Origin of the sequence: Vibrio sp. S234-5 (assembly GCF_000960595.1) — a bacterium.
GTDB lineage: Bacteria > Pseudomonadota > Gammaproteobacteria > Enterobacterales > Vibrionaceae > Vibrio.
Genome location: NZ_JZAM01000275.1, coordinates 105270 through 129967 on the forward strand (window position 1 = coordinate 105270; position 24698 = coordinate 129967).

The following is a 24698-nucleotide window of genomic DNA, read 5'->3' on the forward strand; positions in this document are numbered from 1 at the left end:
TCCTGACAGACTGACAAACAAACGAGAGAAGGTTAACGATGAAAAAGACTCTTTTAGCACTAGCGCTTGTTGGCGCGTCATCAACAGCGATGGCGGATTCATGGATTTACGGCGGTGCGACGGTCGGTCAGTCTGACTTTAAAGGCGAAAGCGGCACTTCCTACTCAATTCATGCGGGTACAGGCATTCTGCCAATCATTGGCATTGAAGCGGGTCTGACTCAACACGGTACTTTTGATATCGATTACTCAGGCACAAAGCGTGATACCAAGCTACGTTCTTACTACGCAGCCCTTAAACCAAGTATCGATGTAGGCCCACTGCACGTTTGGGCAAAAGGCGGTTTACATCAGTGGGATAAAGAAGTCACTGGCCTGTCAGCACAAGACGACGATGGCGTCGATATCATGTACGGTATTGGCGCGGAATACTTTATCTTTGGCCCATTGTCTGTTGGCGCAAGCTACATGAACTACACCACAGATAAAGACGATGTGGGTACCTTCTCACTCAACGCGACAATTCACCTCCTATAAGTGGCTTGATTTATCATCTCAAATCCAATAAACCGCTAAGTTATTAGCGGTTTATTTTTATCCCCACTTTGTCAAAGCGCGCACCGATTGTTGGCTGTTCGGTCTGATACCACTCGCTTGGCATCGACTTTTCCAACCCAGCCTGTTTTAAGGCTTTGAGCTCTTCTTTGCTAATCACCACGTACTTTAGCCAAGTTGCCAGCAAACACTCTAGCTGCTCTAAGGTAAAGTTTTCATTATCTTTCCAAAAACCTTTCAGTAAGCCAACCACACTTGGCTCTGGTACTAAAGGTTCAATCACGCTCTGTTTGCTGTGAGTTATCTTGCTCGAGCGCGGCAGTTGGTCTCGCGCTAAGTTCCAATCCGGTTTTCCGTGGCGAGTCACCAGTCGATGGCGATAGCAGTAGTAGGGAAACAGAAAGCGTTCAATCGCATGCCAGCGCTCGGCTTTGATTTCTAAGAGTATGTGTTGCAGTTCAAAATGTTCATCGTACATGGTGGTTAGGAGTATTGTTCGAGGCGATTTTATAGCGCTATAAAATATCAGAATCGGGTTTTAGTTGATACTCGACGCAATGTACAGTTTGCCCGGTGAAGAAAACAGCTACACCAGCATTTACAAGTATGAAAATCAGACTATTCGCCTTAATGGTGTGCTGTTTCACATCAAAGTTGCTGGCAGTCAAGTTGCACTAGAAAGCGAAACTGGGGTAGTGTTTCTTTCCAACTGAGAGGACGACTCCGACGTGTTGTCCCCGTTTCAAGGAGAGAAAAGTCATGTCTCAATACACCGCGACAGTTCATTGGCAGCGTCAAGCCCACGAGCCGTTTTCTGATAATCTGTATAGCCGCGGACATGAGTGGCGTTTTGATGGTGGCGTAGTGGTTCCCGCTTCAGCGTCGCCGCATGTGGTTCCTCTGCCTTTATCGGTAGAGCAAAACGTCGATCCTGAAGAGGCTTTTGTCGCCGCGCTGTCGAGCTGCCACATGTTGACTTTTCTCGGTATCGTGGCGAAAAAGCGTTACGTGGTGGAAGAGTATATCGATCACGCGGTTGGCCGCATGGAAGAAAATGAACAGGGAAGAATGTGGGTTTCGCAGGTGGTACTCAGGCCGAAAATTCGCTTCGTTGGTGAGTTGCAGCCGACACGTGAGCAACTAGAAAAGTGGCATCATTTGGCTCATCAGCACTGCTTCATTGCCAACTCGGTAAAAACGCTGGTAAGTACGGAGTTTTAGCAAGTGATTGTAATGCATGTGAAAATAGTCGTTTGACGAACAGTAATTCACATATGTGATACGATGTTTATAAAATTTGTTGAGCATTGAGTGGTTATCACAAAAATTAACAAATAATTTACAAGTTCCATCAGTCCTTGAAAATCTATCCTACGGTTAATGAGCTCCTCAGAGGTCTGACTAGTTATAAGGAATAGAAAATTGAAAAGGAAACTACTCTTTGTTGCTCTCTGGATAGTGAGTGTCAGTAGCTTGGCCGGAACTAGCGCTGCCTCACTTGATCAAACAGGTTATACCCAAACTCGTTATCCCATCGTGCTTGTGCACGGCTTATTCGGCTTTGATAAGTTAGCTGGGGTGGATTATTTCTACGGCATTCCAGAATCGCTCACTAAAGACGGCGCTAAGGTGTACGTGGCGCAGGTCTCCGCGACCAACAGCAGTGAGGTGCGTGGCGAGCAGTTGCTCGCGCAAGTTGAAACCTTGCTCGCAGCCACTGGGGCGGAAAAAGTGAACCTGATTGGCCATAGCCATGGTGGGCCGACGGCACGTTACGTCGCCTCGGTGAGGCCCGATCTAGTTGCCTCGGTGACCAGTATTGGCGGTGTTCACAAAGGTTCAAAAGTGGCAGATTTAGTGCGTGGCCACGTTGCTGAAGGCTCTGTCACGGAAGCGCTGGCGGTGAAACTTGCCGAAGGGCTCAGCGGGCTGATTGGCTTGCTTTCTGGTGGCAGCTCGCTTGAGCAAGATCCACTCGCCTCGCTTGATGCCTTGACCACACGAGGTTCACTGCGCTTTAACCAGTTTTACCCTGAAGGCATTCCAAGTTCAGAATGCGGTGAAGGGGATCTTCTCGCCGCGAATGGCGTCTATTACTACTCTTGGACAGGCGCAAGCACGTTCACCAATGTGTTAGATCCGATTGATGCGCCGATGGCGATTTTGGGTTTGGCATTTAGTGAGCCAAGCGATGGTCTGGTCAGTACATGCAGTGCGCACTTGGGCAAAGTGATCCGCGATGACTACAAAATGAATCATTTAGATGAAATCAATGGCCTGCTTGGCATTCATCATCTGTTTGAGACCGATCCGGTTACCTTGTACCGTCAGCACGCGAATCGTTTGAAACTGCAAGGTTTGTAAGGATAGCCAATGAAAAAGACCGTATTGAGCATAATTATTGTGATCGCCTTGGGGAGCTTCATTGCGGTCTTTTATCCAACGGCAGAACGAGCGGCGGTGCAAGACATTCGTACCGCTGCTCAAAAGGATACCGAGCTCGATATCGCCTCTGGTCGGGCGCTAATGGATTACTCTCTCAGCGCTTTGGGTGAAAAACCGTTGGATCAGATCCAAAGTGAATTCACCGCGCTTGGTGAAGTGATTCAACCATTGCAAATTGACGAGCGTCTATTTGCGACCTATTTGCAATATAAGCAAGCACTGGTCGAGTTAGAACCCAATTGGAGTACGCTCGATAGCGTTGCCTTTACCGAGTTACACCAATCTTTGTTAGCGCTGCAGCAGCGCTATTTTACCGACGAGCAAATAGCGCTGCTTTTTGCCGAAGAAAATCAGTTGAGAGCCCTCGCGATAGAGAAAATGCGCCTGCAGAGCAGCGCACTCAATCAGCAAGAGCAGCAGGCCATGTGGCAAGCTCAATTAGCCGATTTACCAGAGTACATTCAGCAAAGTGATGCGAATCGCAGGTTGATTGGTGAACTTAGCCAAACTGAGCAAGAGGATAGGCAAACTGCCTACTTAAATCGAGCTGAGTTGGTGGGAGAGGCTGGGGCGCAGCGGTTGAGTCAACTCGACGCGCAGCGCCAGCAGTTTGCCGATGAGTTGCAGAGCTATCTGCTTGCCCGCAGCGATATTCTACAGGCAAACTTTCTTAGCACAGAACAAAAGCAGCAGCAGATTGAGGCGCTGCGAGCTAGCCGCTTTGCTCAAAAGCAGTGGCGACGAGTCGAAGCGTTAGAGCGCATTCAAAACGCATCGCAATCTGTAAACTAAAAGAGCAGGGGATACCTGCTCTCTTGATTAAATTGCCAGCGGCATTTCGTTGGATGAATCAGGTTTACGAAACACCAAACGCAGCCCAAGCATGGCAAGAATGGACATGGCGAGCATCAAGCAGCCCAGCGGCAGTTGATCTTGTGCTGGAAATAGCGATGCGATGAGCGTTGCAATGCCCGCTCCTAGATTTTGCATCCCGCCTAATATCGCGCCTCCCGTCCCTGCATGATAAGGAAAAGGGGCCAGTGCGCCAGTGGTTGCCGCTGGGAATAAAATGCCTGCGCCAAGAAAGTAGATGGTCGCGCCGCCAACAAGCGTGAGTGCCGTCGTCTGACCAAACACTCCAGGGATCAAAACGATTGCCGCGCCAAGCAAAATCGCCACCAAACCCACATTGAGCGCACGTTTTTGCGAGCGGCGTTGAGCGATGTAGCTCGACAGGCCAGCACCGATCAGATAACCGGGAATGGGCAAGACAAACAAAATACTGACGGTCGTGGCTGGTAGATTCAGCACGCCGCCTAACAGCACGCCTGCAGCGGCTTCAAAGACCGCCACGCCAGCAAAGGTCGCGACTAAACAGAGTAAATAGCCTTGGAAACGTGGGTTGGAAAGCACATAGCGGTAACTGCGTGCGACGGACTCTACTTTGCGTTTCTCTTTTGGCAATGTTTCCATCATGCTGGTCATCATGGTGATGATGACCGCAATCGCAAACAGGGCAAGGAAGAGGTAACTTGAACGCCAACTAAAGGTTTCCGTCAAGTAGCCACCTAGCACCGGAGCCAACAAGGGAGAAAAGATCACGCACATGCTAATCAGGCTGTTGGCGCGGTGCAGCTCTGCTCCTTCAAAGCAATCGCGTGTCAAGGTGCGTGACATTGCTCCGCCGCAGCCTATGCCCAAGCCTTGAATAAAGCTACCCGCCAAAAACCATTCATATTGCTTGGCAAATAGCGTCACAAGCGTGCCAAGGATATAGATCACCAAGCCGATGATGATGACCGGTTTACGGCCAATTCGATCAGACAGCGGCCCGTAGAAAAACTGCGATAAGCCATACGGGATAAGATAGCAGGCCATTACCGCCTGCAAAGCGGCTGGTGAAACGAGGAATTCGTCGGCCATGTAACCAATCGAAGGCACGTACATGGTTTGTGTCATTTGACCGACAGCCGTCAGTATAGCGATTAAAAAGGTAAGTTTGACTAATGGAAATGACGCGGACATCTGCGTATTTTCTCCGGAAAAAAGACAACAATATTCCCCGGCGCTTTAGTAAAAAAGTGCCAATAAATGACGTAAACACGGGAGGTTACGGCGCGAGATGTTAGTCTTTGCTAAGGGGGGAAGCAATAAGGAAATGTGATCTAAAGCAAGATTAATTTCTATCATTTGCATTAGAAAAATTAATGCAAAAGTAAAGGTAATAAAAAGGGAGCTTTCGCTCCCTTTTATCAATCATTCAACGAATTAGAACTTCTCTTCGAACTCTTTGTTCGCTGCCCATGCGTAGATAAGCTCTAGCGCGATGGTGGCTCCAGCTAATGCGGTCAGGTCGCTCTGATCGTATGGGGGAGAGACTTCCACAACGTCCATGCCGACGATGTTGACGTCTTTCAAACCACGGATGATCTTGAGGATCTTGTCGGAGTTGAGGCCGCCACAAACTGGCGTACCTGTGCCTGGCGCAAACGCCGGATCCAAACAGTCGATATCGAAGGTCACATACACAGGTTTATCAGCCACAATACGGCGAATGTCGGCCAGAATCTCTTCGACCGTCATGTCGTTGGCTTGCATCGCGTTGATGACGTTAAAGCCATGGCCGTCTTGTTTGTATTCAGTACGAATACCGACTTGTACTGAGTGCTTCGGTGAGATCAAACCTTCTTTCGGCGCATGGTAGAACATGGTGCCGTGGTCGTAGCTACTGCCGTTTGCATAGGTGTCGGTGTGCGCGTCGAAGTGGATCAGTGCCATCTCACCGTAGTGTTTTGCATAAGCACGCAGCACTGGCAGAGTGATGAAGTGATCACCACCCAGCGCCAGCATCGTTTTGCCGCTTTGCAAAATGGCCGAGGTCGCGGCTTCCATACGGTAGGTAAAGTCTTCTGCGTCACCACAGTCAAAGACTAAGTCACCGCCATCAATCACTTTCACTTTCTTGAACAGGTTAAAGTCCCAAGGAAACTTTTTGCCTTCCCAAGCTAGGTTAACGGAGGCGCGACGAATCGCATCAGGGCCCATACGCGCACCTGGGCGACCAGAGGTTGCCATATCCAGTGGGGCACCGAACACCACCAGATCCGCGTCTGCGGCGACCGGATCTTTAACATACGGACGACGCACGAAACTCATTGAGTTCGAGTAAAGCGAATAATCAGTTTTAGTAAACAAATCATTCATTTAGAAATCCTCTAAATAAGTATAACCAGACAGACCTTGTTCCAGCTCTGCCAGGATTTGTTGTTGCTCTTTGGCCTCAACACGAAGTGAAACCAGAGATTGGTAGTTCTTACGGATCTGGTCCACATCAATATGCACATAACGCATCATGTCTTCGACGGTGTCACCTTCGTTGACAAAATCGATATTCATTTCGCCTTGGTCACCGACATTAACCACCACACTGTGGGTGTCACCAAACAGGTTATGCATGTCCCCGAGAATTTCTTGATAAGCCCCCACAAGGAAAAAGCCCATCAAATAAGGTTCGTCCGCGTTCCAAGCCGGAACGGGGAGGGTGCTTTCGATACCTTGACCATCCACGTACGCATCAATCGCACCGTCTGAATCGCAGGTGATATCCAGCATTACAGCGCGGCGGTCTGCAGTATTTTGCAGCCCAGACAGAGGCATCACCGGGAAAACCTGATCGATACCCCAAGAGTCAGGCAGCGACTGGAATAGCGAGAAGTTCACAAAGAACTTGTCTGCCAGACGCTCGGCCAATTCGTCCAAAATAGGGCGATGGAAACGGTTTTTGTTGCTCATCAAACGATTGAGCTCGTAATAGATACGCAGCGATGTTTGCTCTGCCCAAGCGCGGTGCTCAAGCGTCAACACGCCAGTGGCGAACTGAGAATGCACCTCAGCCAAATCGCTCTGGGTGTCGTTATAAATCTCAATCAATGCACGTGCGTCGGTTCCGTTGTGCAGATTCAACCAACTGCGCCACATGTTGTTGAGCAGCATTGGGAAATCTTCGTCCGGCTCGGTCACAGTTTCTGGCTTGTAGGTCTCTGTACCGATGACGTTGGCGATCAGCACCGCGTGATGCGCTGTTAATGAACGACCGGATTCAGAGATGATCACCGGCATTGGCTGCTTGTAATCTTTACACACGTCACCAACCGTGTTGACGATGTTACGTGCGTACTCGACCAAGCCGTAGTTCATTGAGTTGGACGATTGACTACGCGTGCCGTCGTAGTCGATAGCCAAGCCACCGCCTACGTCAAAATATTTGATGTTTGCACCAAGAGTACGCAGTTCGCAGTAGAAACGAACGGACTCGTTGACCCCATTACGCACATCGCGAATATTGGCCATCTGTGAGCCAAGGTGAAAGTGAACCAGTTGCAGCGTATCGAGCTGGTTCTCTTTCTTCAAACGGGTGATCACATTCAGCACTTGTGAAGCAGAGAGTCCAAACTTCGACTTCTCACCGCCACTGGCTTGCCATTTGCCTGTACCTTGAGAAGCAAGGCGGATGCGAATGCCCAGACGTGGCGTCACACCAAGGCTCTCTGCTTCACGCAGTACCAAGTCCAACTCCGACATCTTCTCAAGCACGATGAACACTTTATGGCCCAATTTTTCGCCAATCAGCGCTAAACGGATGTACTCACGGTCTTTATAGCCGTTGCAGACGATCACAGAGCTCGCTTGTTGCGCCATGGCGAGCACTGCGAGTAACTCTGGTTTACTGCCGGCTTCAAGGCCCAGCTGTTTTGTTTCAAGTTGTGCCTGGCTCGCCAGAATCTCATCCACCACTTCACGCTGTTGGTTTACTTTAATTGGGTAAACCAGCAGGTATTTATTGGGGTATTGATATTCCTCAATCGCCTGGTTAAACGCGTCACAGATCGAATGAACACGCTGATGCAGAATTTGTGGAAAGCGAACCAACACCGGCACATTGAGCTGACGCTCTTCCAGTGCTTTGACGATTTTGCTTAACTGAACCTGGTGAGCATTGTCACTACGAGGTGAAACGTACATTTCTCCATGATCGTCAATGCCGTAAAAGCCTTGGCTCCAGTAATGTACGTTGTAATCTGCGCGAACGCGGTCTAGTTTGGATGTTTGTTCCACATCTAATCTCACAGAATATATCCGCAGAACTGCAACGGATATTTAAGAACAAAACATGAGTGGGCTGAGCCTCTCATGGCCTGACACGCAACGCGTGTTGCGCGAATTAACGGACAATTTAACATTTGAGTCTAATGAATAAAATTAATTTTTACGACAATAGTTTCTTATTATGAACTCAACGAAAAACAAACGAATTTTCATTGAATAACAGTGAGTAAGCACTTGATATTCAGGGGGTAAAATGTTACCTGCACTTTGAGTGAAAACTCGTGTTCTTTGTCAGACTAATCGCCTTTTTTTCAGACGGTTACCCTCTTATTTTTGCATTAAACAAGTGACGGGAAAACGATCTAATTTGCGATAAATACTCACGTTGCTAATGCAAATAATGAATATATTCATTCATGCAAAAATCACAGACGAGCAGTGCCTAATTTTCCAGCAGCGCTTAATTGATTAAACATCATTCATCTGTCATCAAAGGGGCTGTCCTTTGGAAAAACCAATGTTCCTCGAGTCGCAATATCACGTGTGTTCGAGTGGTGCCGTCGATGATATTGCGACCTTGTTTCTTACTTTGTTTAAGCGGCCACCATCTGCTGGGCCAACTCTCGGCCGTTGCCGCGAATTTTATCAAGCTTATCAACAAAGGCGGCGGAAATGCAGAGCAGCCTAGAGTCGGGGTGGTTGGCGAGGAAAAGGGCTTTTTCACTGGGTTCTGTCATTTCATCCCAACGGTTGTTGATAGCACGCGCAAAGTGCAAAATGCTGGCGAGTTTTGGGGAGACGTCCGCTTCGCGTGGTTCTGGGAAATGCTCTATTGCATCCGCCATTTCTTCGGGAAAGTTCCAGCTACGTGCCAGCTTTGCACCCAAAGTGGGAGAAGAGACGTTCAACAATTCTTCCTGTACCGCTATTGGATCTTCGCCGTCGGCGACACGTTGATTGATCAACAGTGCTTCGCTCGGAGCGAGAGTATGGATCATGAGCTCACCGATGTTGTGTAAAACGCCAGTGGTAAAGGTTTCATTGACATCCATGCCCGCTTCTCCCGCCAATTTGGCGGAAATCACCGAGACTTCAAAAGTGTCAGTCCAGTATTTTTCCATATCCAGCGTCGTGATTTTAGGAAAGGCGCTGGAAAGCACAGAAGCAACGACTAAAGTTCTTACCGCTTCGGTGCCAACGCGGATGAGCGCATCGTTGATGGTAGCGACATTTTTACTTCCGCCAAAATGGGCGGAGTTGGCCATTCGCAATAAGCGGGCACTGAGCACTTGATCCATGGAAATTTTCTTCGTGAGTTGAACAAAATCGACTTCGTCACGATTGACCATTTCCAGTAGCTCTTGCAGCAGACTTTGAATGCGTGGTAGTTCGTTTAGTCTTGTAATTAACGCAGCCTGACTCATGATTTTTCTCCTCGTGGTGTGGGCAATTTTAATATAGGTCACACTTTGAGATTATGACAAAAGCCGATAGCATCGTGGCAAAGTACGCTTGGCAGAAAATAGCCTGATGAGTAGCAAATATGGGCTTATCGAGCTTGGTCAAAATAAAGAAGGTGTCGCAGTGACAGTTACACTCAGATTGCTTAGTGAGAAAGACAGTAACGCTCTGCTCGCGTTTGAGCTAGAGAATCGTCAGTGGTTTGAACGATTTATCGCCCCAAGGGAGGCTTCTATGCTCTCCTCTGACGGCATTCTAGAACATATCGAGTTTTGCTTAGAAGAGTATGAGGAGAAGCGCCTGCTGCCGATGGTGGTGGTTGATAGCCAAGGTGAGATCCTCGGGCGGATTAATTTCCACGATGTGAAGTTTAACCAAGGACAAGCGGCGCTGGGCTACCGATTCGCCGAACATGCGTGTGGTAAAGGGTTGGCGAGTGAAATGATAAAAGAGGGGATTGATACCGTTAGAGACATTGGATTTCGACGTCTTATTGCCGTTGCGGCGATAGATAATTTAACATCGCAACGAGTGCTGGAGAAGTGCGGTTTTTCTCAAGTTGCTTTAGTGCCAAACTATGTGCGATTGCATGGCCATTATGTGGATTGTTTTCGCTATCAATTGAACCTGCGTAAATTGAAAAATGCGGTTTAATGTGGCTATGACGGAAAATTATTCTTTCAAATCGATGCTATTCCTCTCTTTGCCTGATTACTTTTTTATCTTGGTAAAGCACTATCTCTGTTATTCTGCTAATCTTTTGATTATTAATAAATTGTTAAAGTTAGCTAACGTGAATAATTGACTGCCTCACATTTATTAAACAGAGTATTGTCGTTTTTGTGATATTGAATGCATAAATGGAAAAAGTGTATCTATATCAAATTATTTATTAAAAAATCACGGTAACGGTTGCGAAAGATTTTTTTCACGCTACAAATATAGTCCGGTTGTAAAATAAAAAGGAAAGAAGATATGCGAGGAACTACTCCCGAGTATCTGTTAGCCGCATTAAGGCAGATCATTAAAAGCAAAGGGCTAACGTATCGAGAGTTGTCTGACAGATTAGGAATTCCTCTTTCTACATTCAAACGCCATCTTTATAGCTCGAACATTACGCTTGATAAGTTGATTGAATACTGCCGAGAGATTGATTCTACCCTTGATGAGCTGCAGAAAATTGCAGTGCAGTTACAGACAAATGATGAAAACTACTTCAACCATACTCAGGATGAAGTGTTTTTTAACCATCCAGAGCTTTATGATTTTTATAGAGAAATCCGTCATCTGCGCGACAAAGACGGTTTTTGCTGGATGAAAGATAAGTATCAGTTAGATGACTCAACCACTTATTCCTACTTGCGCGCTCTGGAAATGTTGGGTTTGATTAAACTCACCGAAGACAACAAGTTCAGCTTGGTCGGGCCGATGTATTACCGTTTTGCCGATAATTCGAAGCTGAATAAGAAGTACACCGAAACGCTGAAAGAGCAGACAACCGCTTACAAAGACTGTGTACGGATAGGCTTTTCGCGTATGAACCTGACGGATGCTCAGCTTACCGCGATTGGTAAAACCTTAGCGAAAGAGGTGCTGAAATATCACAGTGAGAACATGGCGGATGGTAATTTTGAAGTGTCTGACTTTAAAAACGTGTTGTTAATTGCCAGCCCACACGAGCCTTTGATGTTCTCCGACGGTATCGGCAAGCTACCTAATGATTTCCTCAATCAAATCAAAGAGGCGATTGATAAAGCTGGGCAAAAGCCAAGTTTGGCACTGTGATTTGATATTTCATGTGTAAGAGCAAAAAAAGCGCCGTCATGCTGACATGACGGCGCTTTGCTTGTGCGGGGATAATCAGGCCGGCATCGGGCTTACCGGCCAGTGATTTAGTCCATCAAAGGCAACTGCTCAATGGCGCGGCGGTAACGACGGTACTCGCCTGTGCTCCATAGCCAGATGCTTTCTGCCGGAACGGCGTAGAACTTGGCATGCTCAGGTTTGTCTGCGATCTGTGCTGCGATTTCCGTTGCCTTAGTTGCTGAGAAGTTAAGTAGAGCCTCCAAGTACTCCGGATCGCTATCTTTATTCTCATTAATGCTTTGCCAAGCAAGCAGCAGGTCATCCTTGTTATGGCAGCCTTCAGCGGCACTTTTCTTCGCTGGGTAGTAGCATTTTTGGCTACTGTCGTAGGCGAATTTAGCCGGAGTGAAAGGGGTACCTCTAAACAGCGACTCAAAATAGACGGCTGATTTCAGGAGGTTCACTGCATCGGTATCACGCAGCAGGTACAAAGTGGCGTCTTTTTGCGTACGAATGCCTAACTGAGTGAAACGCAAGTTTTGTTTTACGGTGTAAGGTGAACTCTCCAGAAGCTCACGTTGCTCGTCACGTCCGTCGATTAACATCGCTTTAAGGGCCATGTTTTTAGCTAAACCGTTACGACGCGTCACCATGTAGTTACGTGTTTTCCAGCTAAATTCATAACCACCATTTAGGTCAACAGACATACTTGGTTTTCTGATTGAAATGTCATCAATCAGGTGTTGAGCGCTGTCGGCTAATCCGTACTCATCTGCCTGTCCGAACGCCACCAAGTTGGTCAGCAATGCATTAAACAATGGTGTCACTGTGGTTGGTGACAACTGGAAATAACCCTTAAGTACATCGTAATACGGAAGCACTTCAATAGAGCTACGTAAATCTGGTAGGTAACGTGTCTTGGTTTGGACACTCTCACCATTCTCGTCAACAAATACCGGGCCGCGGAAGCTGGTCGCGCCGTAACCTATGTAGCCCAGGTACTCTTTCATTTTTACTGGTGTTCCTTTGGTGCCACTGCGAACGTCAGAAACATCCATCAGCGCCATATTGGATTTGTCACGCGAACTACGCCAATCATTCCTTTGCACCAGTGTCTGTGCTGCTAGCAATTTGTCTGGCCAGATCCCCATCAAATCGATTGCCGATGAGTAAATCTGGTTGGGGTTGTTGGCTCTCATATCCGAATATGGACGGCCATCACGGGTCTCTGATAATACCTTGATCGGTTGAGAACCACTTGCCAATTTAGCGACCAAGTCCTTGTCGAAACAAGATTCTGGTAGCGTGGTTTTATAGCTCATGTCTGGACCGTATTGCGCCCACAAATCATTTAATGAGGAAAATAGCTGTAACGGCTGAGCGCTGCCAGTGGTGACCTCAATTTCGCAAACATGATCGGGCTGTGCCATCACTTCAACAAAGAAATCTGCCGCTAATAAGGCTGCATCAAAGGTGTCACAAATCATTTGTGCACCTTGTGGCAGTCGACTGCGAGTTGACGCATTTTGACAGTTGTCGGTGTAGAAATTCGCTACGTTTTGCCCGTAACTCTCTTCTTCTTCGCCTTTTAGCTGGGCAAAGTAGTAGTCGATTTCACCAAGATCCTCAACCACTTCACGGATCTCATTGAACTGGTTAAGGCGAGCCACCGTGTAGCCGAACAATCTACTCTCATAAAAGCTATCTCGGCCATTACGTTTGTTGAGGTAGTCGTAACTGTCCCAGTAACGCTGAATGCGGAACTTGGTCAACTCAAGGATATTGGTGCCTTCATCAAAGCGGTTACAGGTGGTCGTGCTGCTGGTGTTTTCATCAGTACAGTAGTAGTAGTTTTTAACGCTTTGAGTCGGTTGGCTATTGTCTTGTTTTGCCAACTGCTCTTTGAGTACTTCCAAAGTACCGAGTGGGTAATCACGGTAGTTCTGACGCACTTTAGCGTCAATGGCGTCTAAGCTGGCGTATGCGACAGTCGGCTCACCTTGAGCATCAACGGTATTCACTTCGGCTTGGCGATTATATCCGAAACGCAGGGCAGCGATGTCGTACTTACCATAGGTTGGCAGTTCGTCAAAAATCGAAGCGCCGTAATCCATGATCGAACTGTAAGCGGGGACCTTATCATAGCCAAGTGCGGTGATTTCTTGCTCGCTGTAGAAGTTATTCTTGTCCATTGAGCCCATAAAGTTATGGCGCAAACCGAGATTGTGGCCAAGCTCGTGGACTAAGGTCGAGGTATAAATGTGCTGCGAAATCTGTTTAGTCACTTGCGCTTGCTGATCTGCGTTGAGATCTTCCCACGCTTTGAGCTTAGTATTGACCTTGTCGGCGTAATCTGGTTGTGAAGGATCCAAATGCGTGTTATCAAAGTAACCGCCGCGGATATAATCAATGCCCTTAATTAACCCTTTCGATTGAGTGCTCACCCAAAGGAACTGATCAGAATACATGTTCTGCTCAGCGTACGCTTGAAACTGCTTCGCATAGCTTAGGGCCTGCTTGTTAAAGCTGTGTTCCTGCTGCATATCTGGGCGAAGCCAAGAGACCGCCCCATTATCGAAACGGGGTTCGCTGGCCGCGACCATAGGAAGTGACGCTCTGATATTGGTGATGTTTTTCGCCATGACCAAGTTAGAAACGCGCTCGCCACCAAAGGTCATTATCTCTGGTTCAGAAGCGGCAGTATTGTCGTCGTTCGTCGTGGTTTGGTTATTATCGAGATCGTTTTCAGTCGGGCGTGCAATCTCTTGACGGTTGTAGTGCACCGTCAGGCGACGCCACATTTCACGAGCGGAGGCGCGGATAACGCCAGCGTACTGATTGACGTGCGCATGAACAATTTCGCCAGTAAGCGGGTTGGTGGCTGAAGGGCCATAACCGAGCAAACCATTGTCGACCGGATCGGTGATGAGGTTAAACATGTTGATGCGCAAGTCACCAGGGTGCTTACCTGCTGGTGTCTCTTTATTGACAATGTTAATTGTCGGCACACCCGTTCCAGCAAGCACTTCGTTGACATGGTCGATAGTTTTAATAGTGGTTTCTAGGAACTCACGTCCCTCTGGCGTGAAGTAGCTGTCACTTAAGTAGTAATCGATCGACGCTTTTTTCGGGTTAAAACGATTGATCAGGCGGTATTTTTCACCTTCTAAGTCCGCTTCACCATTGGTTGAAAGCGGCGTTTTTTCTTGGTTAAAGAAGCCATAGCGCTGAGAGTCACGACCGGGGTAGTGCACGACTTCATAATCTTTGCTGGCTAACTTGTCGAGCTTGACCAAAGAGTAGAAAAAGCGTGTTTTGAAGGAGAGATCTTCTAGTTTAGAACCAAACTGGTACATATCGTCGGCATCGGCGGTGAAAGTCCGTTCGACTTCGACGTTAATCACGCCAGCATCGGCATCGTACTCCCAATGGACCAAGCGCGGATCGGCCGACTCAGTGACGTTGTCTGCGGTCCACCAAGCATCGACTGTATCGACGGCCAGCGACTTAATGCCAGTGTAATCTGGCGTGAAATGGGTGGTCTCTTCCCATTTTAAGCTCGCATCGGTGTTGAGCTCTTCTTTGTTAGTACATTCATCAAACTGATCTTCGGCACAGCGATACTGCTGAAATTCACCGGGGATTTTCAACACCGGAGCAAGGTTGATGCTGCTGTCATAACGGCTCGGTTTACCTTCGACTAGGGTATCGCGATCCACTTCTTCGGCGATGATGCCGTTCTTCTGGTCAAAACGTAAGGTGACCAGTTTTGGCGTGCCTTGGAAGAAGCCACGTTGTGTGGCCGCATAGCGCGGCGCGGCACCCGTTGATGGCATGTAGAGCCAAAGTGATTCTGTGTCTAAAGAGCTTTTGCTGATCTGCTCAGCCGCTCTCGGTTCGTATTCATATGCGCGTTCCTCTGCGCCACAGCCATACAATGCCACAGACACCATAGTGGCGAGTAATAACTTTCTATACATGTTGTGCACCAGATTAGTAGTTATAAGTGATTGATAGGTAGTAAGTTGGCTTGTCCAAGTCGAATAAGGTGTCGATTGGGTTTGGTCCTCGGTCGGCATCGAAATACCGTGCGCTGTTGGTTAAACCAACAGCCAGTGAGATGTTTTCAGTTACGTTGTAACCAAGTTCTTCTGAGTGACTGAACTCAGGAGAATATTCATTGCCGCGATAGGTCCAAGACGTCGAGCTGTCGATGGTGGTAGAAAGCCACCAATCGCCAAATTCATACGTCAAACCAAAAGAGTTGCTGAGGCGATACTCTTCCAGTTGTGTTGTCCCTACGGTGGTGTAGCGGTGGAAGTTCTTTCGAATACGCACCGAATCGGTCAGATTTAGGCCTTCGAGCAAAAACGCCATGTCGTAAGAGAGAGTGAGATCGGCGCGGATCGCGGTAGAAAGATCGCTTTTTTGCGCTGTCTCGGACAGGGGAATCAAGACGCGCATGCCTGCGGAGAAGCTTAGATTCTCTGTAGGTTGGTATAGATCGGCGTATTTGGCCTTGATCCACGCGTTTTGCCAGTATTGGCCTTTTTCACCATCAAATTGGTGAATGCCAGCAATATCGGCACTCAGTGACCAGTTATCGTCGAATTGATAGCCAAGGGTTACACTGGCATCTATCGACCGTGAGGCAAGGTAGCTGGTATCACGATAGGCGTTTCGGCTGTAAGAGCTCGACGCAGAGAAACTCCAGGGCTGGTCGTTTTCCACGCTGGCTTGTTCGTCGGTGGGACTTTCTGCATGTGCTGTTAACGGCAAACAAGTCGCAAAGAGCGCACACAGTGCGTAATGACACTGTTTCACGAAACTTTCCTTGTAATTTGTGATTAATGTTGTGTTTTTTGCAATTGACGAATACTAAAGGAACTAAGTCAACAAGAGAACCTATTCATGTAAAGTATCAGTATTTAATGCGACTGGTACAATCAGGTGGGTCTGATGACTTTTTGCTCAATAATTGGATTGTGTTGTGCGGAATTTATAATTTAACAGAATGGTCTTTTATATTTTTGGAGTCAATATAATCGTTTTTAAATCTACAATTATGAAGCGTTAATCTCTTTCTAAACAAAAATACGCTGATTTTTGGGCTGTAAACAAGCGTCTCGCTCAGTGGTTCGATCTGTATGGATTTCCATCAGAACGTTTGGGTATAACAGAACGAAGTTCTATATTGATGAGTTCTAAAACTGGCTACTCATCACACTCTACTCATATCATATTGATTAAGAAAATGAATCTTTGATGAAAGGCTTGATTTGAGTGATTAATGCGCTATTATGACGAAGTGTCATTTATGACGGTTCGTCATCATTGTGCGTCATTTCTTTAGTAGAGAATCATGCTACAATCGCGGCGGGAGTAAATCGATACGGGTGAGTGAAAGATGTTTAACTTTGGCTGTAAAAAAAGCGATGAACGCAAAGAGTGTGCCTTTTCGGCAATGAAGACGAAAAAGCAACAAGCGATCGCCGATAGAGAAGTTGAATTGATCCTGCTAGCGAAAAGCATTGTGCAGAAGGAGGGTTTTGCCAACCTGACGATGGACAAGCTGACGGCGGCAAGCTCGTATTCGAAAGGGACAATCTACAACCATTTTTGCAGTAAAGAGGACGTAGTCCTGGCTTTATGCATCCATTCTTTAAAGAATGAAGCGATGTTTTTTAACCGCACGGTCGCTTTTGAAGGGACTACGCGGGAAAAAATGATTGCGATGCATGTGGGTTACCGAATTTACGCACGGTTGGAGCCCGTCTTATCTACCTGCGCGATCATGGCGAAAACGCCATGGGTACTGGAGAAAGCGTCTCCAAGCCGAGTCAGTGAGCTCAATGAGTTGGAAGAGCGGGTGATCGATGGCGCGGACGCGCTCGTTGGCCATGCGGTGGCCATCGGGGACTTAAAGTTCTCTCCCGCGATTGGTTCGGATGCGATTGTGTTTGCTAACTGGTCGATTGCGTTTGGTTCTAATGCGTTAACGCAGAATGCATCAAACAGCCGTTGTATCAATCGGTTGCAAGATCCGTTTACCGTGCTGCACAATGCGAACATGTTGCTAGATGGACTGGGTTGGAAACCACTTTCTAGCGAATGGGACTACCGCAAAACCTGGAGAAGGGTGGAGCAGGAGCTATTCGCTGAAGAGTTGGCTTACTTAGAATCTGTCGGACGTTAGTGGCTGAAAACCAATCTGAGGATTGGTTTTTTCATCACGCTAGTTGACGAATCGTCAAAAAATGACACGAGATTGCACGGAGGTGAGTGAGTTTCCGTGTAATAACTAACACATAAGTCATTAACTCCAGCATTTGCTGGTTTTTAAAGACTTGTATTTGACGAAACGTCACAAACGGAGAGTGTGATGAAATACCCGACTTCTTCCCACAATGCGCCTTTTTCTTGGTCATCCATCCCAACCAAGTGGAGTTTTTGGACGCTACTGATCTCAATCGCTTTGATTGTGATTGCCACCCTTGGAGCCCGTAATCTCTACTTTCGTGGCGATTACGATATTTTCTTTGATGGTTCGAATGCGCAGTTGCAGGCGTATGATGAAATCCAAACCACCTTTGCCAAGAGTGATAGCATCGCGCTGGTGATTGCACCGCAAAATGGCAATATTTTTGATGCAGAAAACCTAACCCTGCTGCAAAAGCTTACCGAAGCGGCGTGGCAAGTTCCTTTTTCTAGCCGCGTCGATTCGCTGGCGAATTATCAGTATACCGAGGCGCTAGATGACGATCTCATCGTGGAGGATCTGCTGTATCGCGACTACGCATTCACGGCGGAGCGGATTGCCAAAGTCAAAGCCATCGCATTAAGTGAACCGGCGGTGGTGAACTCACTGGTATCGCAGCGTGGTGATGTGGCGGTTATTAACGTCACGGTGCAGTTGCCAGAAATTGACAAAACCGCCGAAGTACAGCAAGTGATTAACGCGGTCAATGACTTAGTTGCCAGCTATCAGGTGCAATATCCGCAAGTCAGTTTTTACAAAGCAGGCATTATTGCTTTAAACGATGCCTTCATGGTTGCAGCGCAAGAAGACAGTGCCACGCTCGTTCCGGCAATGTTGTTGGTGATTTTGCTGTTTCTTACCTTGATGTTACGCACCTTCTTGAGCGTTCTGGCCACGCTCGCGGTGATTATTGGGGCGATTCTCGCCACTATGGGGTTGTCGGGTTGGGCGGGAATGTTCTTACATACTGCCACGGTGAACGTGCCTACTTTGGTGATGACATTGGCGGTTGCCGACTGTGTCCATGTGATTGCCACCATGCGCCAATTCATGCTGTCTGGGATGTCACGAGCGCAAGCGGTTGAACGCAGTATCGCCATCAATTTTGTGCCGATTGTCATTACTTCTGTCACCACCGCGATTGGCTTTCTGATGATGAACATGTCGGATTCTCCCGTGCTGCGTGATTTCGGCAATCTCTCTGCACTCGGGGTGATGCTGGCTTGTCTGTTGTCAGTCACCTTGTTGCCAGCACTGCTGACACGGCTGCCTATCCACATCACGGCAAAAGCGCAAAGTGACAGCTCTGATTTTATGGACAAGCTGGGTGATTTTGTCGTCGCCAAACGCCGCATACTTTTACCTCTGTCGGTTGCGGTGATTGCCCTTGGCGGCGCTCTGATCCCATTCAATAAAGTCAATGATGAATCGGTGAAGTATTTTGGTGAGCGCAGTGAATTTCGCCAAGCGGCTGATTTTATGGAGGCGCGCATCAGTGGCATGACCAACATCAGCATCGCGATCAAAACCAATCAAGCGCAGGGGATTGCTGATCCGCAATTTCTGACTGCGCTGGGCGATTTCACCGCGTGGCTGCGAGCTCAGCCAGAAACCGACCATGTGGCCTCGTTGGCTGATGTCTATAAACGCCTCAACAAAAACATGCACAACGACGATGATGCCTACTACCGCTTGCCGCAAGACAGAGAGTTGGCCGCGCAATATCTGCTGCTGTATGAGATGTCTCTCCCATACGGCTTGGATCTCAACAACCAAATCAACGTGGATAAGTCCTCGCTGAAGCTGGTGCTGACCACCGCCAATCTCGGTAGTGTCGAGCTGGTTGATCTGGAGCAGCGTATTTACGCTTGGTTTGCTGAACATGCGCCGCAATACCAAGTGGTTGCATCGAGCCCGTCTTTGATGTTTGCCCACATTGGTGAAACCAACATGGCAAGTATGCTCTCAACGCTGCCGATCACACTGGTGCTGATTTCTGCCTTGATGATATTTGCTCTGCGCTCTTGGAAACTGGGCGTGATCAGCCTCGTCCCCAACATCGCGCCAGCCATTATCGGCTTTGGTCTCTGGGCGCTGCTTTCTGGTGAAATCAATCTGGGTTTGTCGGTGGTCGTGACGCTGACGCTCGGGATCGTGGTGGATGATGCGGTCCATTTCTTAGCCAAATATCAACGGGCGCGTAAGCAAGGTCAAAACGCTGAGCAAGCGGTGCGCTACGCCTTCCATACCGTTGGGCGCGCTCTGTGGATAACCACCGTTGTGCTGGTGGCCGGATTCTCGGTACTGGCGATGTCCAGCTTCCGCTTAAACGCGGATATGGGCCAGCTCAGTGCCTTGGTGATTTTCCTCGCTCTAGTCATCGATTTCGTCCTGCTGCCAACTTTGCTAATGCTGTTTGACAAAGCCGAGTATCCGGTTGAGGCGCCTGAGCAAAACGGCGTCACGGCAGAATTATCACAAACCCAAGCCTAATAAGGAGATTGCTATGAAACCCACAACTAAGATCACCACCGCTTTTATTCTCGCATCCAGCCTGATTTTCTCTTCATTGGCGCTGGCGAACAAAGGATTGGAGATTGCCACAGAGCGCAAAAGCCGCGACCTCGGCTGGCAAGACTCGGTCGCTACCATGGAAATGTTGCTGAAAAATGCGCAAGGTGAAAGCAGTTCAAGACTGATGCGTTTGCAATCTTTGGAAGTAGATGGCGACGGCGACAAAGGGCTGACGATTTTCGACGAGCCGCGCGATGTCAAAGGCACGGCATTTCTCAACCATTCGCACACCAGCGAAGCTGACGACCAGTGGCTCTATCTGCCGGCACTAAAACGCGTGAAGCGCATCTCATCGCGTAATAAATCGGGGCCATTTATGGGCAGCGAGTTTGCCTATGAAGATTTGAGTTCATTTGAGCTGGAAAAGTACCGCTTTAACTACCTACGAGACGAAGTGATTAATGGTCAGCCGAGTTTTGTGCTGGAACAAGTTCCGACCGATGAGAACTCAGGTTATACCAAACAGGTTATTTGGCTGGATCAACAGTTCTACCGTCCGCTCAAAGTGGAGTTTTATGACCGCAAAGATGCACTGCTCAAAACACTCACCTTTGATGATTACAAGCAATACCTCAACCAGTATTGGCGTGCGCACCAGATGACCATGATCAACCATCAAACAGGCAAAAGCACCGAACTCTTGACCACCGATTTGGCCTTTCGTACTGGCCTGAGTGCGGACGACTTTGAGCAGAATGTACTCAAACGGATTAAATAAAGAGGGAGTGACATGACGCGTTGGACAATCAATGGAGGCCAGATTTTGGCCTCCGGACTTGCGACGGTGATCGCCTTACCTTGTTTTGGCGTTGAGCTGGCTGGACAGGTTAGCGTGGAGCATCGGCAGTTTTTTCAATCGGGCTTGCAAGGGCAAAATTTAGGGCAGAGCGCGTTGGTGTTGCAGCCCGAATTTGACTGGCAACAAGCAGAAGGGAATGGTCGTTTTACCTTCACGCCTTTTTACCGCTTAGACAGCGAGGATGAAGAGCGCAGCCACGGCGATATTCGCGAAGCGCTGTACCTCAACTACTGGGGTGACTACGAACTCAGACTAGGGATTGGCAAAGTGTTTTGGGGCGTGACGGAATCGGCGCATCTGGTGGATGTGGTCAATCAAACCGATGCGGTGGAATCGGTCGATGGTGAAGACAAGCTAGGCCAGCCGATGCTGCATTTAACCAGTGTTAAAGAGTGGGGCACGCTTGATGCGATGCTGCTGCCCTATTTTCGCGAGCGCACCTTTTCAGGCGAAGATGGGAGGCTGAGAAGCGATCCTGTCGTCGATGGAGACGCTCGCTATGAATCGTCCCGAAAAGAGCACCATCTTGACTATGCGCTACGTTACACTCGCATGCTTGGCGATTGGGATCTTGGGCTGAGTTACTTTCATGGCACCAACCGCGACCCCTATTTCCAGTTTCAGCAAGGGAAACTTCATCCTTACTACGCGCAGATGAGCCAAGTTGGGCTGGATGTTCAAGGCATTGTCGGAGATTGGCTGTGGAAGCTAGAAAGCATTTATCGCGACAGCCTAGACAACCACACCGCCGTAGTGACGGGTTTTGAATACACTTGGGTTGGCGCGTTTGACAGCCAGATGGATGTCGGGTGGATTGCCGAATATCTTTACGACAGCCGTGGTAGCAAGGCGCAGAGTCTTGGTCAAAACGATCTGTTTGCTGGCATGCGCCTAGCGTTTAACGATGAGCAGGGAACGGAAGTGCTCGCGGGCGTCACGCAAGATCTCGACAATCACGATGTGTACAACGCCAAACTGGAAGCGAGCCGGCGCATCAACAATCAATGGAAATGGCGCTTGGACGCTTGGTTGTTTGCCAACGACACGCCAAGCGATCAACTCTACTTCGCGCGTCGGGATGATTTTGTTGAACTGGCGATGGACTATTATTTTTAGTTATCTGTTTTCGCTAGTGGTGCAAGTTTTGCGCTGAATAATTGAGGTGGATTATAAGTAACTGAGCACAGATAGTGGCTCAAATCCGATCTACCTCTTTTTTTCAACATTTGCCTAAAGCCCTTATTGGCTAAAGAGGATAAAATTCTCTTATAGTTTGAGCACCGATAGGCGACGTTCTGTGATCGCGGAGCTGCAGTAAGGATGGCATGTTGAATTCATTCAAGTGGGATAAAAACTTCGAAACGGGCCTTGATGAGGTGGACGAGCAGCATCAATTTCTGGTGGGATTTATCAATAAATATGGTGAGCTTCTATCGGAAAATAACATCTCGCTGCAAGGAATCCAGATGGCGCTGTTTGAGCTATCGCGTTATGCGGAGTTTCACTTCAAAGAAGAAGAAAACTTGATGCGTAAGGCGGGTATTTACCATCAGCATCTAGAACACCACATTCAGATCCATCGCGCTTTTATGAGCGATGTCATGACGATGCAAAGCTTCATTAGCGATCAAAATCGTGAATCGGCCGAACAACTCCTCAACTTCCTCATTCACTGGCTGGCGTACCATATTCTTGGCATCGATCAAAATATGGCAAGGCAAGTGCGCGCAATAGAATCGGGTCTTTCTCCCCAAGCGGCTTTTGAGCAGGAAGAGCGCAAAGCCGATGCGTCGACCAAACCGTTGATAGACGCCCTCAGTGCGCTCTTTATGCAAGTGTCTGAACGCAACCGTGAGCTGCTGATGCTCAATCAATCGCTTGAACAAAAAGTCGAAGAGCGTACCCGTCAGTTGGTGGAAGCCAACAAGCAACTTGAAGTGCTTTCGTTTACCGACTCACTGACCAAATTACCGAATCGGCGTTTTGCCATTCGCACCTTAAAAGAGCTGTGGGAAGAGAATCACACCGAAAGCGACATGATGGTGTGCATCATGGTGGATGCCGACTACTTTAAACAGGTAAACGACAGTTGCGGACATGACGCGGGCGATGCGGTGTTAAAAGAGCTAGCGCACAGCTTAAAACACAGCTTCCGCAGTGACGATATTGTGTGTCGTTTGGGGGGCGATGAGTTTCTGGTTATCTGCCCCAATACCGATTTGCAAGGCGGCCTGCATATTGCAGAACTGGTGCGCAAACAGGTGACTAATTTACTGATCCCAACGGGTATGGAGCCATGGCGCGGCAGTATCAGTGTCGGCGTGGCGCAGCGTACCAAAGAGATGCAAACCTACACCGATCTGATCAAAGCGGCCGATGACGCGGTGTACCTCGCCAAATCCCAAGGCAAAAACCGAGTCATGACCACTCAGGGCGAGCACTTTTCCGAGAAAAACGCGAGGGGGATGCCTCCCTGCCAATATCAAGTCCAATAACCGCATCTGTTTCATCTTCCTGTCGCAATTCAGGCGTCAAATTTGTTTGATAAAGCCTGAATTGTGCTGCTTTGACGCCTTTTTATTCAATAACCTCTTCTTTTAATAATTCAATTTGGCATTAGTGGCGGCTTTAGCTACTATGTACGACTATCAAAAAAGTACCAATTACTCCCTTATGGACACTACCAAAAGGTAGATGAGGAAACGATGCAACATCTAGAAGAGATCATTGCTAACGCGAATGCTGCGATCGATGCCGCGCAGTCGCTTGTCGCACTTGATGAAGTGCGAGTTCAGTATCTGGGCAAAAAAGGCGAGCTAACTGCTCAACTGCAAAGCCTAGGTAAATTGCCACCGGAAGAGCGTCGTGAAGCGGGTCAAGAGATCAACAAAGCGAAAGAGGCTGTTCAACACGCTTTAGCGGTGCGTAAAGATGCACTTCAACGAGCAGAGCTTGAGGCGAAACTGGCGTCGGAAACGATCGACGTGACGCTACCGGGTCGTCGTATCGAAAACGGCGGTTTGCACCCAGTGACGCGTACCGTTGAGCGTATTGAACAGTTTTTTGGTGAGCTTGGCTTTAACGTTGAGTCTGGTCCTGAAATTGAAGATGCATTCCACAACTTTGATGCACTGAACATTGCCGCAGACCACCCAGCGCGTACTGATCATGATACCTTCTTCTTTAACCCAGATCTGATGTTGCGTACACACACCTCTGGTGTGCAGATCCGTACCATGGAAAATGGCAAACCGCCGTTCCGTTTCATTGCGCCGGGCCGTGTTTACCGTAACGATTACGACCAAACGCACACGCCAATGTTCCACCAAGTGGAAGGTATGCTGGTTGACGAAAACGTCAACTTCGCGCAGTTGAAAGGCATTTTGCACGATTTCCTATGTAACTTCTTTGAAGAAGAAGTGGAAGTGCGTTTCCGTCCCTCTTACTTCCCATTCACTGAACCATCAGCAGAAGTTGATGTGATGGGCAAAAACGGTAAATGGTTAGAAGTGCTGGGTTGCGGCATGGTTCATCCGAACGTACTTCGCAGCGTAGGCATCGATCCTGAAAAATACTCTGGTTTCGCATTCGGCATGGGTGTTGAGCGCCTGACCATGTTGCGCTACGGCGTGAACGATCTGCGCGCCTTCTTCGAAAACGATCTTCGTTTCCTGAAACAGTTCAAGTAATCCAG

20 protein-coding genes are annotated in these 24698 nt (G+C 48.2%); 13 read left to right on the forward strand and 7 right to left on the reverse strand.

All coding sequences use genetic code 11. The annotated features are described in order from the left end of the window. Nucleotides 1-38: 38 nt before the first annotated feature. Complete coding sequence (locus UF06_RS17190) at nt 39-536, forward strand: outer membrane beta-barrel protein (protein ID WP_045571529.1); 498 nt, start codon at nt 39-41, stop codon at nt 534-536. Between the two features lie 43 nt (nt 537-579). Here the strand turns inward: UF06_RS17190 and UF06_RS17195 are convergent, their stop codons facing one another. Beyond that, entirely contained in the window at nt 580-1032 is a 453-nt protein-coding gene (locus tag UF06_RS17195; RefSeq protein ID WP_045571530.1) for a hypothetical protein, read from the reverse strand. Between the two features lie 79 nt (nt 1033-1111). Between UF06_RS17195 and UF06_RS26930 the strand changes: the two genes are divergently transcribed. From UF06_RS26930 to UF06_RS17210, 4 genes are all read left to right on the forward strand, one after another. Next, nucleotides 1112-1267, forward strand: coding sequence for a hypothetical protein (locus tag UF06_RS26930; protein WP_171816754.1), 156 nt, complete (start codon nt 1112-1114; stop codon nt 1265-1267). A gap of 46 nt (nt 1268-1313) precedes the next feature. Then, nucleotides 1314-1775, forward strand: coding sequence for an OsmC family protein (locus UF06_RS17200; RefSeq protein ID WP_045571531.1), 462 nt, complete (start codon nt 1314-1316; stop codon nt 1773-1775). 201 nt (nt 1776-1976) lie between these two features. Continuing rightward, entirely contained in the window at nt 1977-2918 is a 942-nt protein-coding gene (locus UF06_RS17205; protein ID WP_045571532.1) for a triacylglycerol lipase, read from the forward strand. Nucleotides 2919-2927: 9 nt separating this feature from the next. Then, nucleotides 2928-3791, forward strand: a complete 864-nt coding sequence (locus UF06_RS17210; RefSeq protein ID WP_045571533.1) for a lipase secretion chaperone — start codon at nt 2928-2930, stop codon at nt 3789-3791. Between the two features lie 27 nt (nt 3792-3818). Here the strand turns inward: UF06_RS17210 and emrD are convergent, their stop codons facing one another. From emrD to UF06_RS17230, 4 genes are all read right to left on the reverse strand, one after another. Beyond that, nucleotides 3819-5024 carry a multidrug efflux MFS transporter EmrD gene (emrD, locus tag UF06_RS17215; protein WP_039462818.1) on the reverse strand — a complete coding sequence of 402 codons (1206 nt, stop codon included), beginning with the start codon at nt 5022-5024 and terminating at the stop codon, nt 3819-3821. Nucleotides 5025-5267: 243 nt separating this feature from the next. Then, a complete protein-coding gene (speB, locus tag UF06_RS17220; protein ID WP_045571534.1) occupies nt 5268-6203 on the reverse strand; it encodes an agmatinase in 936 nt (311 codons plus the stop codon). Then, a complete protein-coding gene (speA, locus tag UF06_RS17225) occupies nt 6204-8114 on the reverse strand; it encodes an arginine decarboxylase (RefSeq protein ID WP_045571535.1) in 1911 nt (636 codons plus the stop codon). A 584-nt stretch (nt 8115-8698) separates the two neighbouring features. Next, nucleotides 8699-9529, reverse strand: coding sequence for an HDOD domain-containing protein (locus UF06_RS17230; RefSeq protein WP_045571536.1), 831 nt, complete (start codon nt 9527-9529; stop codon nt 8699-8701). A gap of 106 nt (nt 9530-9635) precedes the next feature. Here UF06_RS17230 and UF06_RS17235 point away from each other — a divergent pair, with 106 nt between their 5' ends. Further along, nucleotides 9636-10220, forward strand: a complete 585-nt coding sequence (locus UF06_RS17235; RefSeq protein WP_082069748.1) for a GNAT family N-acetyltransferase — start codon at nt 9636-9638, stop codon at nt 10218-10220. Between the two features lie 321 nt (nt 10221-10541). After that, on the forward strand, nt 10542-11351 hold the full coding sequence (locus tag UF06_RS17240) for a helix-turn-helix transcriptional regulator (RefSeq protein WP_045571537.1): 810 nt from the start codon (nt 10542-10544) through the stop codon (nt 11349-11351). Between the two features lie 107 nt (nt 11352-11458). On the opposite strand, the gene UF06_RS17245 is transcribed toward UF06_RS17240, so the two are convergent. Further along, the gene (locus UF06_RS17245; RefSeq protein WP_226972701.1) at nt 11459-15352 is read right to left on the reverse strand and encodes a zinc-dependent metalloprotease; all 3894 of its coding nucleotides are present in this window, start codon (nt 15350-15352) and stop codon (nt 11459-11461) included. Between the two features lie 13 nt (nt 15353-15365). Then, nucleotides 15366-16196 (reverse strand): hypothetical protein, encoded by an 831-nt coding sequence (locus tag UF06_RS17250; RefSeq protein WP_045571539.1) that lies wholly within the window; start codon nt 16194-16196, stop codon nt 15366-15368. 583 nt (nt 16197-16779) lie between these two features. On the opposite strand from UF06_RS17250, the gene UF06_RS17255 reads away from it, so the two are divergent. From UF06_RS17255 to pheS, 6 genes are all read left to right on the forward strand, one after another. Beyond that, a complete protein-coding gene (locus UF06_RS17255; protein ID WP_045571540.1) occupies nt 16780-17568 on the forward strand; it encodes a TetR/AcrR family transcriptional regulator in 789 nt (262 codons plus the stop codon). Nucleotides 17569-17754: 186 nt separating this feature from the next. Then, complete coding sequence (locus UF06_RS17260; RefSeq protein WP_045571541.1) at nt 17755-20124, forward strand: MMPL family transporter; 2370 nt, start codon at nt 17755-17757, stop codon at nt 20122-20124. A gap of 13 nt (nt 20125-20137) precedes the next feature. Beyond that, a complete protein-coding gene (locus UF06_RS17265) occupies nt 20138-20923 on the forward strand; it encodes an outer membrane lipoprotein-sorting protein (protein ID WP_045571542.1) in 786 nt (261 codons plus the stop codon). Nucleotides 20924-20935: 12 nt separating this feature from the next. Next, nucleotides 20936-22120: a hypothetical protein gene (locus UF06_RS17270; RefSeq protein ID WP_045571543.1), complete on the forward strand. Its 1185-nt coding sequence runs from the start codon at nt 20936-20938 to the stop codon at nt 22118-22120. A 212-nt stretch (nt 22121-22332) separates the two neighbouring features. Further along, complete coding sequence (locus tag UF06_RS17275) at nt 22333-23499, forward strand: GGDEF domain-containing protein (RefSeq protein ID WP_045571616.1); 1167 nt, start codon at nt 22333-22335, stop codon at nt 23497-23499. Between the two features lie 210 nt (nt 23500-23709). After that, complete coding sequence (gene pheS / locus UF06_RS17280) at nt 23710-24693, forward strand: phenylalanine--tRNA ligase subunit alpha (RefSeq protein WP_039426129.1); 984 nt, start codon at nt 23710-23712, stop codon at nt 24691-24693. Nucleotides 24694-24698 lie beyond the last annotated feature (5 nt).

What these genes read in the sequence shown, in the direction of transcription:
- UF06_RS17235 (WP_082069748.1), top strand. Translation starts at nt 9,636, where the DNA reads ATGAGTAGCAAATATGGGCTTATCGAGCTTGGTCAAAATAAAGAAGGT.
- UF06_RS17245 (WP_226972701.1), bottom strand. Translation starts at nt 15,352, where the DNA reads ATGTATAGAAAGTTATTACTCGCCACTATGGTGTCTGTGGCATTGTAT.
- UF06_RS17260 (WP_045571541.1), top strand. Translation starts at nt 17,755, where the DNA reads ATGAAATACCCGACTTCTTCCCACAATGCGCCTTTTTCTTGGTCATCC.
- UF06_RS17240 (WP_045571537.1), top strand. Translation starts at nt 10,542, where the DNA reads ATGCGAGGAACTACTCCCGAGTATCTGTTAGCCGCATTAAGGCAGATC.
- pheS (WP_039426129.1), top strand. Translation starts at nt 23,710, where the DNA reads ATGCAACATCTAGAAGAGATCATTGCTAACGCGAATGCTGCGATCGAT.
- UF06_RS17265 (WP_045571542.1), top strand. Translation starts at nt 20,138, where the DNA reads ATGAAACCCACAACTAAGATCACCACCGCTTTTATTCTCGCATCCAGC.
- UF06_RS17200 (WP_045571531.1), top strand. Translation starts at nt 1,314, where the DNA reads ATGTCTCAATACACCGCGACAGTTCATTGGCAGCGTCAAGCCCACGAG.
- UF06_RS17190 (WP_045571529.1), top strand. Translation starts at nt 39, where the DNA reads ATGAAAAAGACTCTTTTAGCACTAGCGCTTGTTGGCGCGTCATCAACA.
- UF06_RS17270 (WP_045571543.1), top strand. Translation starts at nt 20,936, where the DNA reads ATGACGCGTTGGACAATCAATGGAGGCCAGATTTTGGCCTCCGGACTT.
- UF06_RS17195 (WP_045571530.1), bottom strand. Translation starts at nt 1,032, where the DNA reads ATGTACGATGAACATTTTGAACTGCAACACATACTCTTAGAAATCAAA.
- UF06_RS26930 (WP_171816754.1), top strand. Translation starts at nt 1,112, where the DNA reads ATGTACAGTTTGCCCGGTGAAGAAAACAGCTACACCAGCATTTACAAG.
- emrD (WP_039462818.1), bottom strand. Translation starts at nt 5,024, where the DNA reads ATGTCCGCGTCATTTCCATTAGTCAAACTTACCTTTTTAATCGCTATA.
- UF06_RS17210 (WP_045571533.1), top strand. Translation starts at nt 2,928, where the DNA reads ATGAAAAAGACCGTATTGAGCATAATTATTGTGATCGCCTTGGGGAGC.
- UF06_RS17255 (WP_045571540.1), top strand. Translation starts at nt 16,780, where the DNA reads ATGTTTAACTTTGGCTGTAAAAAAAGCGATGAACGCAAAGAGTGTGCC.
- speB (WP_045571534.1), bottom strand. Translation starts at nt 6,203, where the DNA reads ATGAATGATTTGTTTACTAAAACTGATTATTCGCTTTACTCGAACTCA.
- UF06_RS17230 (WP_045571536.1), bottom strand. Translation starts at nt 9,529, where the DNA reads ATGAGTCAGGCTGCGTTAATTACAAGACTAAACGAACTACCACGCATT.